Source organism: Segatella copri, assembly GCF_019249765.2.
Taxonomy (GTDB): Bacteria; Bacteroidota; Bacteroidia; order Bacteroidales; family Bacteroidaceae; genus Prevotella; species Prevotella copri_K.
This window is the reverse complement of record NZ_CP152484.1, coordinates 3,226,874-3,243,147: the sequence shown is the minus strand read 5'-3', so window position 1 is coordinate 3,243,147 and position 16,274 is coordinate 3,226,874. Positions and strand designations below refer to the sequence as shown.

Here is a 16,274-nt window from a genome sequence, read left to right as displayed (position 1 = left end):
TTCACTCCCGAAATCATTAAAGTATCAAATAAAATAATAGATAAGACTATGATGAAATTTAAAAATATATTTGGTATTCTGGCTATCTCAGCAGTATCTATGATGACTGTATCATGCTCTGATGATATAATGGACAGAATCAACAGAGACGAAGCTCACCCAGGAGGGAACGCTGTAACCGCTAATATTCAGTTGAGTGATGCTATCGTTGCTAGTATTTTTACCACAAACTGTGGTAACTTTGCTTGGTATGCATCAATCTATACAGAGCAGACTTTCGGTACAGGTAATAACCAGGCAAAGAATGCAGAGTTGCGTAATGTCAATGAGATTGCCGCTAGCTCTACATTTGATAATGAGTGGAATGGTACATATCTGAACCTCAACAATATCAAGCAGCTGATTGCTAAATGTGATGAAGGTGGTGTCAGTGTTGGTCAGTCTGACATTCAAGGTATGGGACAGGTTCTTGCTGCCTACAACTGGTCTATCTTGACTGATTTGTTTGGTGACATTCCATGCTCTAAGGCTTTGACCGATGGCGTTTCTGCTCCAGCACTAGACAAGCAGGAGGACATTTACAATCACTGCTTCACCCTTCTTGATGCTGCCATTACGAACTTTGATAAGGCGATCGCAGGAAAGATGAAAAATGCTGGCGCTCAGGATGTTCTTTTTGCAAACGATAATGCAAAATGGCGCGGACTTGCTCATGCATTGAAGGCACGTCTTTACCTCCATGAATTGGGTCGTGCTACAGACAAGAACGCTCAGCTTACCAATGTGTTGACAGAAGCTAACGCTGCTATTGCGGATGGTTTTGATGGTGCAACTCTTAATGTATTTGATGGAAATGCCAATGTAAATTCATGGTCTGCATATTGGAATAGCCGTGACTATATTGCATCAACAACAACTGTTAACGATTTGTTGACAGCTCGTCAAGATCCACGTGAGCCAATTTATCACTATGACATTTACTATAATTTCTATGGTCCTAAAAATGGTTTCCAGCCTAGTACAACAATCTGTACTCCAGGTAATGAGTCGCAGGCAATGAGTCAATACTACAATGCACCAGAATGGTTGAGCTATGGTTGTGATGGTGGAGCAGTTGGTAGCCATATGTTCAGCAAGTCTGAGTTGTACTTTATCATTGCTGAGGTAAAAGCTCGTTTGGGGCAGGATGCAAAAGCTGATTTTGAGACAGCTGTTAAGGCATCTATGGAAGATTATGCAGCATCTAGCGGTGAGACCATCTCTGATGATGCCGTTTCTGTTTACCTTGCAGGTGAGACAGCAACCAAGTTTGCTGCTAATCCTTTGAACGAGATCTTGGTACAGAAGTATATCGCTCAGACTCGTGACGAGCAGTTGGAGACTTACAATGATATGCGCCGCTGCAATTATGTAGATGGTAGCTATCCAGTAGCTATGACCAACCCTAAGAACACTCAGGCTAATGCTAACCGTTGGCCACTCCGCTTGCCTTACGGCTCAAGCGATGTTCTTTCAAACCCTAACGTGAAGGAAGCTTTCGGTTCAGGAAATGATGCTGGTAAGTATATCTTCACCGAAAATGTATGGTGGGCTGGTGGTAACCGCTAATGCAAAAATATAAAAACAACAAAAGGTGTATCTTTCTTGTCCATCTAGGGGACTTTTAAGATACACCTTTTTAGATAATTACAAATCCATAAGCAATGAATTTTCTATCGAAACTTTCTTTATATGACATCTTGGCGATGATTGTACCAGGATTCATTATCCTTTTAGGGGGATTATCTATGTGTAAATTGTCATGGATGCCAAATACTTTTGAAGTTGACAATTCTATAATCTGGGCAATTTGGCTTATTGCTGCTTACCTTATCGGCATTATAAACCATGTACTAACATCACGAATATGGAATAAGACAAGAAATAGCCATGACTTTTTAGCTGAGACTTTACAGAATACAAAAAAAGAGATAAAAGACTATAAATACCTTCCTCAAAAAGAATATTCTTACACGAAGCAGTTACATGTTACCATTCCTTGCATTTATTTGCTAGCAGCTATTGTTGTTGCTTGCTTTTTACAAGCTAGCAGCATTAAGGTCGAAAACGTTTACATCTATATTCCGGAATTGCTTTCGTTGGCAGCATTTAGCTTTCTCTTATATTTTAGTTTTAAGGGAATAGATACATCGGTAGCTCCAAGTAAAGAAAATCACGAAATTTTAAATCGATATTACGAAGCCTATTATTACGCAAGCAAGAATGGATACAATAATGACGTTTCAATTATTGAAGGACAAGTCGCATTTATGCAAAGTATGATTATACCGATTTCATTATTTCTTATTTTGCCCAAAAGCTTATATCCATATATGCCTTATCCTGAATTCATCTGTATATTGAAAGGATTTTTGCTGCTGTTATGTATAGTGTTGATACTAGTTATACCTAACAGAGTTAAGAAAATCCATTACCTTATATGGTGCAATTTTGAATATCTCAAAAGGCTACCAGACGTAGCCCCCTAAAAAGGAGTTAAAACGCCTAGTATTATCAATAATTCCATTCTGATATACTAGGGAAAAGATAAACCCAACCTTTAAAGTCAAAGTTGCATCCTTGCCGCCCCATCACTGGTCAGACAAGGAAGCGACTTGCCTTTTATAATCCTCATTCTCAAACATTTTTCAATAATTCCTTGGAGCTTTCAGAAGAAAAGCGTATCTTTGCAGCACGAAAGTTGAATTATTAAAATAAGGAGGTAGAATATGGATTTATTTGATAGCAAAAGACAAGAAAGATTAGAGGCAGCAAGAAAGGCTTCTACTGCCAGTAAAGAAGCAGCACGCGCCTTTTTAATTAGGGCAGGAATTCTTTTACCTAATGGAGAAGTTGCACCACATTTGAGATAATTATGGATAAGTCTTTATATTCAAGGCGCTCCAACCTAGTAATAGGATTTCATGGCTGCGACAAGTCTGTTGTTGATGCCGTAGTTGCTGGTAAGACCGATCTTCTTTCCAGCACTAATGACTATGACTGGTTAGGTAATGGCATCTATTTTTGGGAAAATAATGAGGAACGAGCTTGGCAATGGGCTAAAGATTTAGCCAAAAGAAAGAACTCACAAATCAAAGAGCCTGCAGTTGTTGGTGCAATTATAGACTTGGGGTATTGTTTTGACTTAACAGATAGCACATATCTTCAGGAATTAAAGGCTGCTTATGAGTCTATGGTTACTGTTTATAAAGAATCAGGGATTGAATTACCGAAGAATACATCTATCGGAAATTCTACAGATTTATTGATTAGAAAATTGGATTGTGCAGTTGTACAAACTGCTTTAACATACAATCAGGATGCCAATGCCCATCCATACGATTCAGTAAAAGGAGTATTTTGGGAAGGACAGGAACTATATCCTAATGCAGGATTCAGAGAAAAGAATCATATTCAGATTTGTGTCTGCAATCCTAATTGCATCAAGGGTTATTTTCTTCCTAGAGGTATCAATCAGGATTATCCTAACCCATAATATAAAAAGGTGTATCCTTCTTGCCCCATACATCGGGCAAGCGAGGATACACCTTTTTTATTTTTATCTCCTTCACCCTCAAACATTTTCCAATAAATCCTTGCTTCTTTCAGAAGAAAAGCGTATCTTTGCAAAAAAAGGATCACCTGCAAATGCGTGTGGGCTCGAATAGATGCCTCTACTTAAAATTTCTGGCACATGTGCCACTTTTTTTAAGTGCAAAGATATGCGAAAGTAGAGTTCTAACCAAAAATTTTTAGATTTATTATACTAAAAAGGTGTGCGCACTAGCCGCTCTATCCTTAGATTATAGGGCATTCTTGCTATTGGACAGGTAACAAACCTGACCTCCCAGTTATCTGTCTTTACAAGCAAAAAGTGGTAGTTTTACCACTTTTCGTCACTTTCCCATTTTCTCGTTCCCCAAAAATGACATAAATGGGCTCAGGAGAGATTGTCTATACACGGACAATCTCCCCTGAACCGAAATACTATAAATGAATTGTGACTTTGTAATCACTGCATGTAGATCGAAAGGTCAAACAATAGAGGTCGTCGAAAAATTTCTTTTTATCTCTCTCAAACATTTTCGACCAATATGGTTGAAATAGTTTTATATCTCCTCGCAAGCCACCATTTCCGCTCCGCGGTAGATAACCACCAGCTTGTGGAGCTTTGTAGTCTTTACTGCCTCTCTGACCATATCACTGTCCGCATAGCGAGAGATTTGAGCTGAAGCCTCCTTGAAGAGCTTTTTTACTTGCTCATCTGTGGTTTGGCTCTTGCAATATTTCAACTCGATGATGTATGAATCTACCATGTCCTTGTAGATGTCACAGAGCGGAGAGAGGAAGATGTCGGCATAGCCGCCGTCATTGTCCAGCTCAGAGATAGGGCGATAGAACTTGTTCTGGCTTGTCATCGCCAAGGTGAAGCCATGCACGAAAGCCTCTCCCTTCTGCTTGTCTCGCTGGGAGGAGTACTTCTTCAGGCAGTCGGCTATATACTCAAAGTATGGCTTGAATTGTCCATCGTATGCCAGTTTGCTCTCCAGTTTACCCTTGCTATATCTATCATATACCAAATCGTTCTCCTTGTAGGTGTCGAGCAGGTAGGTGTACATCTGGTCTCGCACCACCTCATTCGGGATGATGAACTTGGTCTCACCCTTGTATGTTCCGTCTATCGTCACCAAGCCGAAATAGAACAGCAGGCTGAGGAAGTTGTCTGGGTCGTTGATTCGCTCGGCAGGGAAGTTCTCGTTGAGCGTGCCTATCACGAATCCCTGGGTTACCAACTGCTGGATGATACTAGCGTCGTGGGCGAACTCCTTGTCGTGGCGGATGAGCATTCGCAACTTGTCATAGTCGATACGGATGTTGGTCTCCACCATCTTTTTAGGGATTTGGTAATTGCTTCGGATGTAATTATCTACGAAGTTGAGCACCATTACCGAGTTGTACATGGTGGTCTCACCATATCTATCCTCTGCAAAGCAATAGTTGTCGTACCAAGGCTTCATCACCTTGATCAGCTCATCGGTAGTGTGATTGAATGGCAGGACGCTGCCGTAATAATCCAGCATCTCTCTCACTTCTTCCTCGGTAAATCCCGTCATCTCATTGAAGTCAGATGAGAGCGAATAGTTGGTTCCGATGTTGAATCCGCTGGTCAGGTCATCCATGGTCACAGGGCTTACTCCCGTGACGAACACTCTGCCCAGAGTATTGCCAGCCGCACCCTTGATGGTGTTGAAGAACTGGCGCAAGTATCCCTCTCCGTGAGTCTGGTTGCGATACCTCATAAGATGCTCCTCATGGGCGAGAATCATGTTGGTGAAGTTGTCGTACTCATCGATGAAGAGATAAATCTTCTTTCCTACCTCCTGGCATTTCTGGCAAAGAAACCTCAGTTGAGACACTGCATCTGTTAACTTTTCTAATCCTTCCTTGGTATTGGCAGGAAGAATATGTACATAGATGTCACAAAAGAAATTGAACACAAGGCTACAATGGTTGTCCAGTCCATCCTTATAATCATCCAATCCTGCTGCCACCTCGGCAAAATTGAGGTGGATGATGAGATATGTATTATGCTCTGGTGTAGGATTCTGCCCGATGTATAGCTTGCCAAAGATTTCCTCAAACTTGTCTTTCTTGTTGATGTCATAGTAATTCTCAAGCATGGAGAGGGTAAGGCTCTTGCCGAAACGGCGAGGGCGAATATAGAAGAAATACATATTGGATTCTTCTATTTGTTCGATGAAAGGAGTCTTGTCCACATAGTAACAATCTCTTTCTATAATATCCTCAAAATTCTGCATGCCGTATGGTATGCGCTTGCGATAAATGCGCTTTGGTCTTACTATCATAACTCAGTTTGATTATTCGTTTTTGAATCTGATGGCAAAGATAATACTTTATCTCCTAATCTCCAAAACTTTTCCCGAAAAACTTCTACCATACAGCTAGAACATTTTCCCAAGGAGAAACGATGGCAATAGTATTTATACCTATCGGATTTTGATGGAATGTTTGAGAAACAAAGATCCTTTACGCATAGTAACATGTTTTCTCAAATTTATTCCCACATTTGCCACGCTTATTATAAGTAGCTGATAATAAGAGAATAACGGGTGGCAGCAATGGGCTTTTCTATTGTCACCTTATTGCCACCTATTGCCACGTATTGCAAAAAGCAGCGTTTTTCGGGTGCTTTAGAGGCGTTTTGGGAGCTAAAAGGTTGAAAATATTGAGCAAAAACGCTTATTTTCTATTCAATTTTTAGTGTTTTTCTATGCTTTTTATCGAAAAACCTCCCACGATGCAGCAAAAATTACGTCCCGACGTAGCATTTCCTACGTCCCGACGTAGCAACAAACGCGTCCGGACGTAGCTACAGATACGTCCGGACGTAATTTTTCGAAAAGATCTTTGGTATATTCCATTTTAATTATTATCTTTGCAGCATGAAAGGTAAATCATTAAAATAAGGAGGCAGAATATGGACAAAAAGAAAAATGAAAACTTCTTTCTGAAACTTATTAAGATTAAGAAAGAGATACGTGATTGTGTACAAAATGGAAGAGACCTGAAAGATGTAGAGAAAAACTATGGTATCAGATTCTCTAAACCCCTATAGCATTAAAAGATGACTGACCTGCTGAAGATTGAATCAAGAAACTCATCGTAAGTGAGTATGACGCATTTCTTCGGGAGAAAATGAAGAAGACAAAGAAACAAAAAGGCAACTATGAACATAGAGGAACTTGAAAGGCTTATAGCCAACGATGAAAACGTACATTTGGAGTTGAAAAAAACTACAGGTGAGTTGAAGGATGGTATGCACACTGCCTGTGCATTCCTCAATGGTGCTGGCGGTTGGCTGGTGTTCGGTGTAGCCCCTAAGTCTCTTAAGATTCTCGGACAGGAGGTTACGGATAATACACAAAGAGAGATAGCCCAAGCGTTGAGTGGTCTCGAACCAGCAGTTTCGATTGACATTCAATACATTGACGTGCCCGATAGACTAGGCTGTCAAGTCATAGCAATGTATTTCGAAGCATTCGTTTGGGGAACGGCACCTTATACCTATCATGGTAGCCCATATTATAAGGTTGAAAGTACCACGAAGCTGATGCCTCGCAATATGTTTGAGGAACGGCTGCGTGCCAACAAACCAAACTATTATGCCTGGGAGAGACAGTCAGCTGATGACATAACCATTGATGATATGGACGAGAAACTCATCAGGGGAGCTATACGGCTCGGCGTGGAGAAGAACCGCATGCCAGCCACAGCTTTGACAGAGCCTCTTTCGGATGTACTCAGAAAACTTGAACTAATGAACGATGGCGTTCCCAATAACGCTGCTGCCGCCCTGTTTTCCACCAAATTAAGGGGCTACACGCAGATGCAGCTGCGTTTGGCTCGTTTCCGCGGAATCAATAAGATAGAGTTCATCGACAACCAAAGGGTGGAAGGAAATTTCTTCCAACTGCTTGATGCCGGTATGGCTTTCTTCTTGAAGCACCTGAACATGAGTGGCAAAATTGTTGGCTTCCGTCGTGAGGAAAATATGGAGGTGCCAGCCGAAGCGTTGAGGGAAGCCCTTACAAACAGCCTTTGTCATAGGCAGTTCGAGAAGTTCAACCTTACGCCAAGTATTGCCATATATGATGACCGCATAGAGATTGAGAATCCTGGTGTATTGCCGCCACAACTCAACACAGAAACAATCAAACAGTCACACAGTTCCTATCCATACAATCCCATCATGGCGGAAGTGCTTTACCGCACCACTTTCCTTGAAAGTTGGGGGTCTGGCGCATTCCGTATCATGGAGGCTTGCAAGGCACAGAATGCTCCAGAACCGAAGTGGAGCATCAACGGTGGCTTCATTTGCGTGACATTCGTGCGGCCTGTAACCGATCCGATGAAGACTCCTGTGGGGATGCAACTGGGATTAAATTTGAACCAAGTACGAACCAAGTACGAACCAAGTACGAACCAAGTTAAAGATTTAATTCTAGCTGTTTCTGAAGATTATTTATCAACAGGGGAAATGATGAAAACTTGTGGATTAAAGAGCCGACTGAGATTTAGGACAACCTATATTTTGCCAGCCCTCGACGAAGGGGCTATAGAGCGTAAATATCCTGATATCCCAAACCATCCTCGCCAACAATATAGGTTGACAGAACAGGCCATAGAATGGAAACGTGGACAAAAGAAAAGTTTATAGACTTTTTGGCCTTATTGAAGAAAGCGCAATCACGAATTGTGATTTTGAACGCAGGGCAATGAAAAATAAATAATGCTGAATAATTTAAAATAAGGAGGTAAATATGGACAACAAGAATCTTTCATCAGAAGCGTTGCTCTCTAACAACGGAGATATGACTTCTTTTCGATATGGCAATAGTAATATCCGATTTCGTACTCCAAAATGCCTCAAACGATACACAGAGGTCAAGGAATGGGATAATGAATATATTGTTTGTATAGGGCATTCTTGCTATTGGACAGGTAACAAACCTGACCTCCCAGTTATGGGCTCAGGAGAGATTGTCTATACACGGACAATCTCCCCTGAACCGAAATACTATAAATGAATTGTGACTTTGTAATCACTGCATGTAGATCGAAAGACCAAACAATAGATGTCGTCGAAAATTTTCTTTTTATCTCTCCCAAATATTTTCGACCTGTATGGTTGAAATAGTTTTATATCTCCTCGCAAGCCACCATTTCCGCTCCGCGGTAGATAACCACCAGCTTGTGGAGCTTTGTAGTCTTTACTGCCTCTCTGACCATATCACTGTCCGCATAGCGAGAGATTTGAGCTGAAGCCTCCTCGAAGAGCTTTTTCACTTGCTCATCTGTGGTTTGGCTCTTGCAATATTTCAACTCGATGATATATGAATCTATCATGTCCTTGTAGATGTCACAGAGCGGAGAGAGGAAGATGTCGGCATAGCCGCCGTCATTGTCCAGCTCAGAGATAGGGCGATAGAACTTGTTCTGGCTTGTCATCGCCAAGGTGAAGCCATGCACGAAAGCCTCTCCCTTCTGCTTGTCTCGCTGGGAGGAGTACTTCTTCAGGCAGTCGGCGATATACTCAAAGTATGGCTTGAATTGTCCATCGTATGCCAGTTTGCTCTCCAGTTTACCCTTGCTATATCTATCATATACCAAGTCGTTCTCCTTGTAGGTGTCGAGCAGGTAGGTGTACATCTGGTCTCGCACCACCTCATTCGGGATGATGAACTTGGTCTCACCCTTGTATGTTCCGTCTATCGTCACCATGCCGAAATAGAACAGCAGGCTGAGGAAGTTGTCTGGGTCGTTGATTCGCTCGGCAGGGAAGTTCTCGTTGAGCGTGCCTATCACGAATCCCTGGGTTACCAACTGCTGGATGATGCTGGCATCGTGGGCGAACTCCTTGTCGTGGCGGATGAGCATTCGCAACTTGTCATAGTCGATACGGATGTTGGTCTCTACCATCTTCTTAGGGATTTGGTAATTGCTTCGGATGTAATTATCTACGAAGTTGAGCACCATTACCGAGTTGTACATGGTGGTCTCACCATATCTATCCTCTGCGAAGCAATAGTTGTCGTACCACGGCTTCATCACCTTGATCAGCTCATCGGTAGTGTGATTGAATGGCAGGACGCTGCCGTAATAATCCAGCATCTTTCTCACTTCTTCCTCGGTAAATCCCGTCATCTCATTGAAGTCAGGTGAGAGCGAGTAGTTGGTTCCGATGTTGAATCCACTGGTCAGGTCGTCCATGGTCACAGGGCTTACTCCTGTGACGAACACTCTGCCCAGAGTATTGCCAGCCGCACCCTTGATGGTGTTGAAGAACTGGCGCAAGTATCCCTCTCCGTGGGTCTGGTTGCGATACCTCACGAGATGCTCCTCATGGGCGAGAATCATGTTGGTGAAGTTGTCGTACTCATCGATGAAGAGATAAATCTTCTTTCCCACCTCCTGACACTTCTGGCAAAGAAACCTCAACTTGGATACCGCATCAGGCTCCTGTTGTAATCCTGCCTTGGTATCAGCAGGAAGAATATGTGCATAGATGTCGCAGAAGAAATTGAATACAAGGCGACAATGGTTGTCCAATCCATCCTTATAATCATCCAATCCTGCTGCCACCTCGGCAAAATTGAGGTGGATGATGAGATATGTATTATGCTCTGGTGTAGGATTCTGCCCGATGTAAAGCTTGCCAAAGATTTCATCAAACTTGTCTTTCTTGTTGATGTCATAGTAATTCTCAAGCATGGAGAGGGTAAGGCTCTTGCCGAAACGGCGAGGGCGAATATAGAAGAAATACATATTGGATTCTTCTATTTGTTCGATGAAAGGAGTCTTGTCCACATAGTAACAATCTCTTTCTATAATATCCTCAAAATTCTGCATGCCGTATGGTATGCGCTTGCGATAAATGCGCTTTGGTCTTACTATCATAACTCAGTTTGATTATTCGTTTTTGAATCTGATGGCAAAGATAATACTTTATCTCCTAATCTCCAAAACTTTTCCCGAAAAACTTCTACCATACAGCTAGAACATTTTCCCAAGGAGAAACGATGGCAATAGTATTTATACCTATCGGATTTTGATGGAATGTTTGAGAAACAAAGATCCTTTACGCATAGTAACATGTTTTCTCAAATTTATTGCCACATTTGCCACGCTTATTATAAGTAGCTGATAATAAGAGAATAACGGGTGGCAGCAATGGGCTTTTCTATTGTCACCTTATTGCCACCTATTGCCACGTATTGCAAAAAGCAGCGTTTTTCGGGTGCTTTAGAGGCGTTTTGGGAGCTAAAAGGTTGAAAATATTGAGCAAAAACGCTTATTTTCTATTCAATTTTTAGTGTTTTTCTATGCTTTTTATCGAAAAAGAATGACTAAAAAAGCAAAAAATAGCAGATTTGAGCTTTTGTTTTGAGTTTCAAGTGGTTGTGGCAGTCGTTGGCTTTTTGTGGCATTCGTGAGGAAATGCGAAAATGGCGGATTTGAGAAGTAGAAACGCTTTCAAGTCATTACCTCAAAGAAACGCTCTAATAAGCATTTTTAACGGCTTCGGTTTTTACTTCTCAATTCTGCACAGGTTGTGAATTTGCCATGCAACTCTCATGATTTAATTTTGCACAGAACAAAAAGCAAGGAATTATGAGAAGTACATTCAAGACAGTCTTCTATGTAAACGGAAGCAAGGAGAGAAACGGAATTGTCCCTATCATGGGACGTGTGACAATCAACGGAACTATCGCACAGTTCAGTTGCAAGCTGAGCGTGACCAAGGCGATATGGGATGCCAAGGGCAACAGAGCCAAAGGCAGAAGCAAGGAAGCCAATGAGGTGAACTTTGCGCTTGATAACATCAAGGCTCAAATCGCTAAGCATTACCAACGGCTTTCCGACCGTGAGGCGTTCGTTACCGCTGAAATGGTGAGAAACGCATATCAAGGCATAGGTACGGAGTATGAGACATTACTCAGAGCTTTTGACAAGGAGAACGCAGCCTTTGCCCAACGCGTGGGAAAAGACCGAGCTGTCCGAACCTACCGCAAGTATCTGACGGTAAGAAAGTACGTTGCCGAGTTCATCAAATTTCAGTACAAGCGCAGCGATATGTCCATGAATGAGCTTACCGAGGAGTTCATCCGTGATTTTTGTCTGTATTTGAAGAATGTCATTGGACTCACGCAATCTACCATTTGGATATACTCCATACCATTGAAGCATATCGTCACGGCAGCACACTACAACGGCAAGATACAGAGAAATCCGTTTGCCATGTACCACGTTGACCCAGACCACAAGGAGCGTGAGTTCTTGACAGAGGAAGAATTGGACATATTGGCAGGAATAGAGTTGGAAAATCCCAACTTTGCTTTTGCGAGAGACTTGTTTATGTTTGGTTGTTGGACAGGTATCTCTTTCGTTGACATCAAGAATCTTACAGAGGACAATGTTGCCATTATAAGTGGGTCTCCATGGATAGTTTCTCAGCGTCAAAAGACAGGCGTACCATTCAAAATTAAACTGATAGATGCAGCCATACAGATAATTGAACGTTACAAGCCATTGAGAAAAGATATGCACTTGTTTAATATTGGCTCACTTGACATGGTAAACAAGCGTATAAAGAAAGTGGCAAAAATGTGTGGCATCAAGAAGCGAATTTCATTTCATGTAAGCCGGCATTCGTTCGCAGTTTTGGCTTTAAACTACGGTATGCCGATAGAGAGTGTAAGCAAGATACTGGGACATACGGACATCGCCACAACACAAATTTACGCAAAGGTGACAAGTACTAAATTGGAGCATGACATATCAGCTTTTGAAAGTCGAATCAAGGGGCATATGCCGACAATGGGGGGAATGGCATGAAAAGGACTGTAATCACCGTGGACGGAAATGGAATGTTATCCATTCCGTCCAACTTGCAAGACTTGTGGATGAGTGAGGGTGAATTGGTTGATATGCTTCATGTCACCGCCATGAAACTCCATGCTGTGATAAGGTCAATATACAAGGATGGTTTATTGACGGTGTCGGAAGTCCAACAGAAACAGGAAACTTCCAATGGCATTTGGCAAACGTTGTATGGCTTTCCGATGATTGTTGCCCTTTGCTTCCGTATAAACTCATACGGGGCAGCTCGGTTTCGTGCCACCATCTTCAAGAGATTGTACGGGGCAAAAGAGAAAAGTAGTGTCATTATCCTACAACTCAATAGAAGAACAACCGCCTTTAGTTGAATGTCCTCTTGCTTGTTTGTTGGCTTGGCGCTGTCGTACTGTCGTGAATAAGTACTGAAGCATAAGCGTGACATTCTTACTTGTAGGGGGATGAGTTCTGTTCATAAAAATGACGGACAAAACACCCCTTATTTTTGTTGAATTGTTGAATATGATGAAAGAAGTATTGAACATCAGGCATTTACGGCTCAACATATTCTCAACAAATCTCTCAACAAAAGAAAGATAATGTTGAAAAGAGAAAACCATGAACACCATTCCTTTCTTTCTTTTTTGCCCAGTAATTTGTTGTGTAGAGCTATTTGTTGAGAGTTTGTTGAGGGTATAAGTGGTTGGTTCTCATAAAGATAACACCTATCTTCAACAATTCAACGTTTTACATGCCCTCACTTGGTACGCTGTAAAATGTGCTTGTGGATTAATTGGCAACCGCTCTATTCTCCGAAATGGTTGCAGCAACGTTCCTTGGAGGCTTTGCGCCTCCAGCCACTTGGGCGAACCTCCGCAGTGTTTTAGCATGGCATTAGATTTATGCAGACTATACCGAGGACACACAGCACACATAACACACTCGGCATAGTTCACAAAGGAAATCAACAACACACAACTGAAACACTTGGCAAGTTTCACACTGAAAATATCACCTTTTCCTTTGCAAACTCCATGTACAAAGTAGCTTGTGTCTGTGACCTTGTTCTTTCAATGTGGCAGCTTTGATGTTTGGCGCAAATTGAGAGAATTAAGGTCTGCAACCTTGGGCATGGAAAGCCGAAAGGCAAATATCTCGTCTTTTGTTCTTAGAGGAGGGAGCGAGGTTATGTTTTGGGAACCCCAAAACGCCTCGCTCCACCATGAGGGCGAAGAAATTTTGCTCCCAACGGTTGCAGAAAGTGAGTGTACCAACTGTAGGCAGTGCATAGAAATATGTAAATAGATTTGTCAGGTGTAGTTTATTCTTCCTTTATTTGCACAAAAGTATGTTTTGAGTGTTATAAAAAATAAAAAAATGCACTATTACGTTGATACTTTTGTATTTTTGCACTCAGTTATCTTGGACAGCAGAATTTGAAACACTGAAAATCCGTAATCTGTCTATATGTAAAATCTTTAAATTTGGATTATTATGACTAAGAAGTTTTGGTTAATAGCACTCATCGTAGCTTGCACTGTTGTATTTGGCAGTTGCGATAAGTCTGAGGAATTGAGTGTTGAGCAATGTAAGTTGGATATGAATCTATTCAACCAAACCTATACTGTTAATGATGAGGGGTGCTGTGTGCTAAAAGGGAGAAAGCCAATAGCAGCAGAAGAAATACAGAGTAAGGTCAAGGGCTATGGTTGGGAGAGTATTGCCACTTATGAGGTACAGGAAAACGGAAAGTTGAGCAAGGAGGAATTTTGGAAAGACAGATTTGGTGGCAGCCCTACACACTTTTGGTTTGAGACATCACAGCAAGCTTTTAGTTATTTTTATAGTGATGCCTTGCCAGCCTTTTGTTTCAGTCGTGTATCATGGACTTATGACATGGACAAAGGCTTCATACTGTTTGGCAGCAACAAGCAGACAACAGACAGCAGATACATGCAGATTCTTAAGCTTGACGAGTCGAATGGCAAGACCTTAATGTACACCATACAAAAATTGGGAGCGACGAGTGATGGCAGCAATGGTTACAAGTCTATATATGGCATGATTGTATATAAACGCATGACCGAAACCGATTTGGAAATGATGAAGAAAAGTTACACGTATGATACGGATATTGACCGTTCTGTTCCCGACAACTGCAAGTTTAAGATTAAGGCATACTATGCAGAAGACGACAAAGACAACACAGACCCTGTGTTTCAGACCTTCTGCCTTGTAACATTTGAGCTTACCGATGAATATGGTTTCAACTCTTCAGATAATGCCTATTACAACTACTACGATTCAATTACTTGGACGAGTGATTGTCGTGATATGCCAGATAGCTTTGGAATCATGGAACGTAAGACAAACTGTTTGAATACTTCCTATTGGTGGAGCACATACTTCTTCACGCCTCATGACAATACTATTGTCTATGCCAATGGCTATAAAGATGGCCGTATTGTCTATCAAGCCCGAAAGAGGCTCTATTTGGTGAATGATGGATTCTTTGGTTACGATTGGGATAACGTAAGGTATAATTCCAAGAACCCCGAACTAACAGAATATTGCTTGCTGGACAAGAGCCGTGAGTTTATCCTAACTCCACCTACTGCCTACAAAGAAGACATTACAAAACCGTATGCAGAGTTACGTATTGTACTGAAAGGAGCAAAAGACAAAAACGACAAGGAATATATGTTAGGCGTGCTTGAACGTGAAAGAGAAGGTCTGTTGAAGATTATGGACCAGTACTATGAAGCACATAGTACTATAAAAGAAACAGAAAAGGCTTCGCTGTGTAAAACGTTTAAGGCACTACCCGAAGATGCTGATATTAAAGCATATTGGCGTACAAAACATTCTCGCATGGTACTGATACTTAAAACTGACGGGGAAGACCCTATAAACAGTGAATACTATGTGCATGCGGAACCAATTAAATGATAAATAAGTTTAATGTGGACAACAATAGTCATAAGGCGAAGTTAATCTTTGTTTTATGACTATTGTTTTTTTGCACCAACATAGTGTGGTTTCATTTTTATTTTGTATTTTTGCAACTGTAAAGAGTTGTTAGGCAAAGCAAACATATGCATATTGCTGAAGTTGTGACTATTGCCAAGTCATTACCTCTATTGAGGTTGAACACTTATAAATCGCTCATTTTAAGCTATTCAGTAGATTATAGAAGAATTTTAGGGAAAAACCTCCCACGATGCAGTAAAAATTACGCCCCGACGTAGCATTTCCTACGTCCCGATGTAGCGACAGACGCGTCCCGACGTAGCTACAGATACGTCCGGACGTAATTTTTCGAAAAGATCTTTGGTATATTCCATTTTAATTATTATCTTTGCAGCGCAGTCCCGGTAAGGCCCTCTCCCAGATTATTCGATGCTGGTGATGACCCCGGGTTTTTAATTCTTCTGTTTATTTCCCTCATTCTCAAACATTTTTCAATAATTCCTTGCATCTTTCAGAAGAAAAGCGTATCTTTGCAGAAGATTAGTGGCGCTCGGCAATCTGAAAGTAAACTTTCATTGCACTCGCTGGCATAATCTTTGCAGAAGATTAGCTGCACTCGACAATCTGTAAGCAAGCTTACATTGCGCTCGTTTGCATAATCTTTGCAGAAGAAATGTTCAACTTTTAAAACAAGGAGGTAGAATATGGATTTATTTGATAGCAAAAGACAAGAAAGATTAGAGGCTGCAAGAAAGGCTTCGGTTGCCAGCAAAGAAGCTGCAAGAAAATTCCTCATTGAGGCTGGAATATTATTGCCGAACGGAGAAGTTGCACCACATTTGAGATAA

At 41.5% G+C, this 16,274-nt stretch carries 11 protein-coding genes; 9 read left to right on the top strand and 2 right to left on the bottom strand.

Annotated elements, in window-relative coordinates; genetic code table 11:
• The first annotated feature begins 48 nt into the window (after window positions 1-48).
• The 4 genes from KUA46_RS13785 to KUA46_RS13770 all read left to right on the top strand — a co-directional run bounded on the left by KUA46_RS13785 (window position 49) and on the right by KUA46_RS13770 (window position 3,535).
• Entirely contained in the window at window positions 49-1,608 is a 1,560-nt protein-coding gene (locus tag KUA46_RS13785) for a SusD/RagB family nutrient-binding outer membrane lipoprotein (RefSeq protein WP_334650062.1), read from the top strand.
• 137 nt (window positions 1,609-1,745) lie between these two features.
• Window positions 1,746-2,528: a hypothetical protein gene (locus tag KUA46_RS13780; protein ID WP_218487316.1), complete on the top strand. Its 783-nt coding sequence runs from the start codon at window positions 1,746-1,748 to the stop codon at window positions 2,526-2,528.
• A gap of 240 nt (window positions 2,529-2,768) precedes the next feature.
• Window positions 2,769-2,912, top strand: a complete 144-nt coding sequence (locus KUA46_RS13775; protein WP_006847677.1) for a hypothetical protein — start codon at window positions 2,769-2,771, stop codon at window positions 2,910-2,912.
• A gap of 2 nt (window positions 2,913-2,914) precedes the next feature.
• Window positions 2,915-3,535 (top strand): hypothetical protein, encoded by a 621-nt coding sequence (locus KUA46_RS13770; RefSeq protein ID WP_119237196.1) that lies wholly within the window; start codon window positions 2,915-2,917, stop codon window positions 3,533-3,535.
• Window positions 3,536-4,148: 613 nt separating this feature from the next.
• Here the strand turns inward: KUA46_RS13770 and KUA46_RS13765 are convergent.
• Window positions 4,149-5,906: an ATP-binding protein gene (locus KUA46_RS13765; RefSeq protein WP_218487315.1), complete on the bottom strand. Its 1,758-nt coding sequence runs from the start codon at window positions 5,904-5,906 to the stop codon at window positions 4,149-4,151.
• Window positions 5,907-6,787: 881 nt separating this feature from the next.
• Here KUA46_RS13765 and KUA46_RS13760 point away from each other — a divergent pair.
• Together KUA46_RS13760 and KUA46_RS13755 are read left to right on the top strand one after the other, a co-directional pair.
• Window positions 6,788-8,278 carry an ATP-binding protein gene (locus tag KUA46_RS13760; protein ID WP_218487314.1) on the top strand — a complete coding sequence of 497 codons (1,491 nt, stop codon included), beginning with the start codon at window positions 6,788-6,790 and terminating at the stop codon, window positions 8,276-8,278.
• A gap of 103 nt (window positions 8,279-8,381) precedes the next feature.
• The gene (locus tag KUA46_RS13755; protein WP_420377586.1) at window positions 8,382-8,648 is read left to right on the top strand and encodes a DUF7724 family protein; all 267 of its coding nucleotides are present in this window, start codon (window positions 8,382-8,384) and stop codon (window positions 8,646-8,648) included.
• 112 nt (window positions 8,649-8,760) lie between these two features.
• On the opposite strand, the gene KUA46_RS13750 is transcribed toward KUA46_RS13755, so the two are convergent.
• A complete protein-coding gene (locus KUA46_RS13750) occupies window positions 8,761-10,518 on the bottom strand; it encodes an ATP-binding protein (RefSeq protein ID WP_334650063.1) in 1,758 nt (585 codons plus the stop codon).
• Between the two features lie 714 nt (window positions 10,519-11,232).
• Between KUA46_RS13750 and KUA46_RS13745 the strand changes: the two genes are divergently transcribed.
• The 3 genes from KUA46_RS13745 to KUA46_RS13735 all read left to right on the top strand — a co-directional run bounded on the left by KUA46_RS13745 (window position 11,233) and on the right by KUA46_RS13735 (window position 16,274).
• Window positions 11,233-12,456, top strand: coding sequence for a site-specific integrase (locus tag KUA46_RS13745; RefSeq protein WP_117663903.1), 1,224 nt, complete (start codon window positions 11,233-11,235; stop codon window positions 12,454-12,456).
• Window positions 12,457-13,950: 1,494 nt separating this feature from the next.
• The gene (locus KUA46_RS13740; RefSeq protein WP_089545425.1) at window positions 13,951-15,405 is read left to right on the top strand and encodes a hypothetical protein; all 1,455 of its coding nucleotides are present in this window, start codon (window positions 13,951-13,953) and stop codon (window positions 15,403-15,405) included.
• Window positions 15,406-16,130: 725 nt separating this feature from the next.
• Window positions 16,131-16,274, top strand: coding sequence for a hypothetical protein (locus tag KUA46_RS13735; protein ID WP_022120754.1), 144 nt, complete (start codon window positions 16,131-16,133; stop codon window positions 16,272-16,274).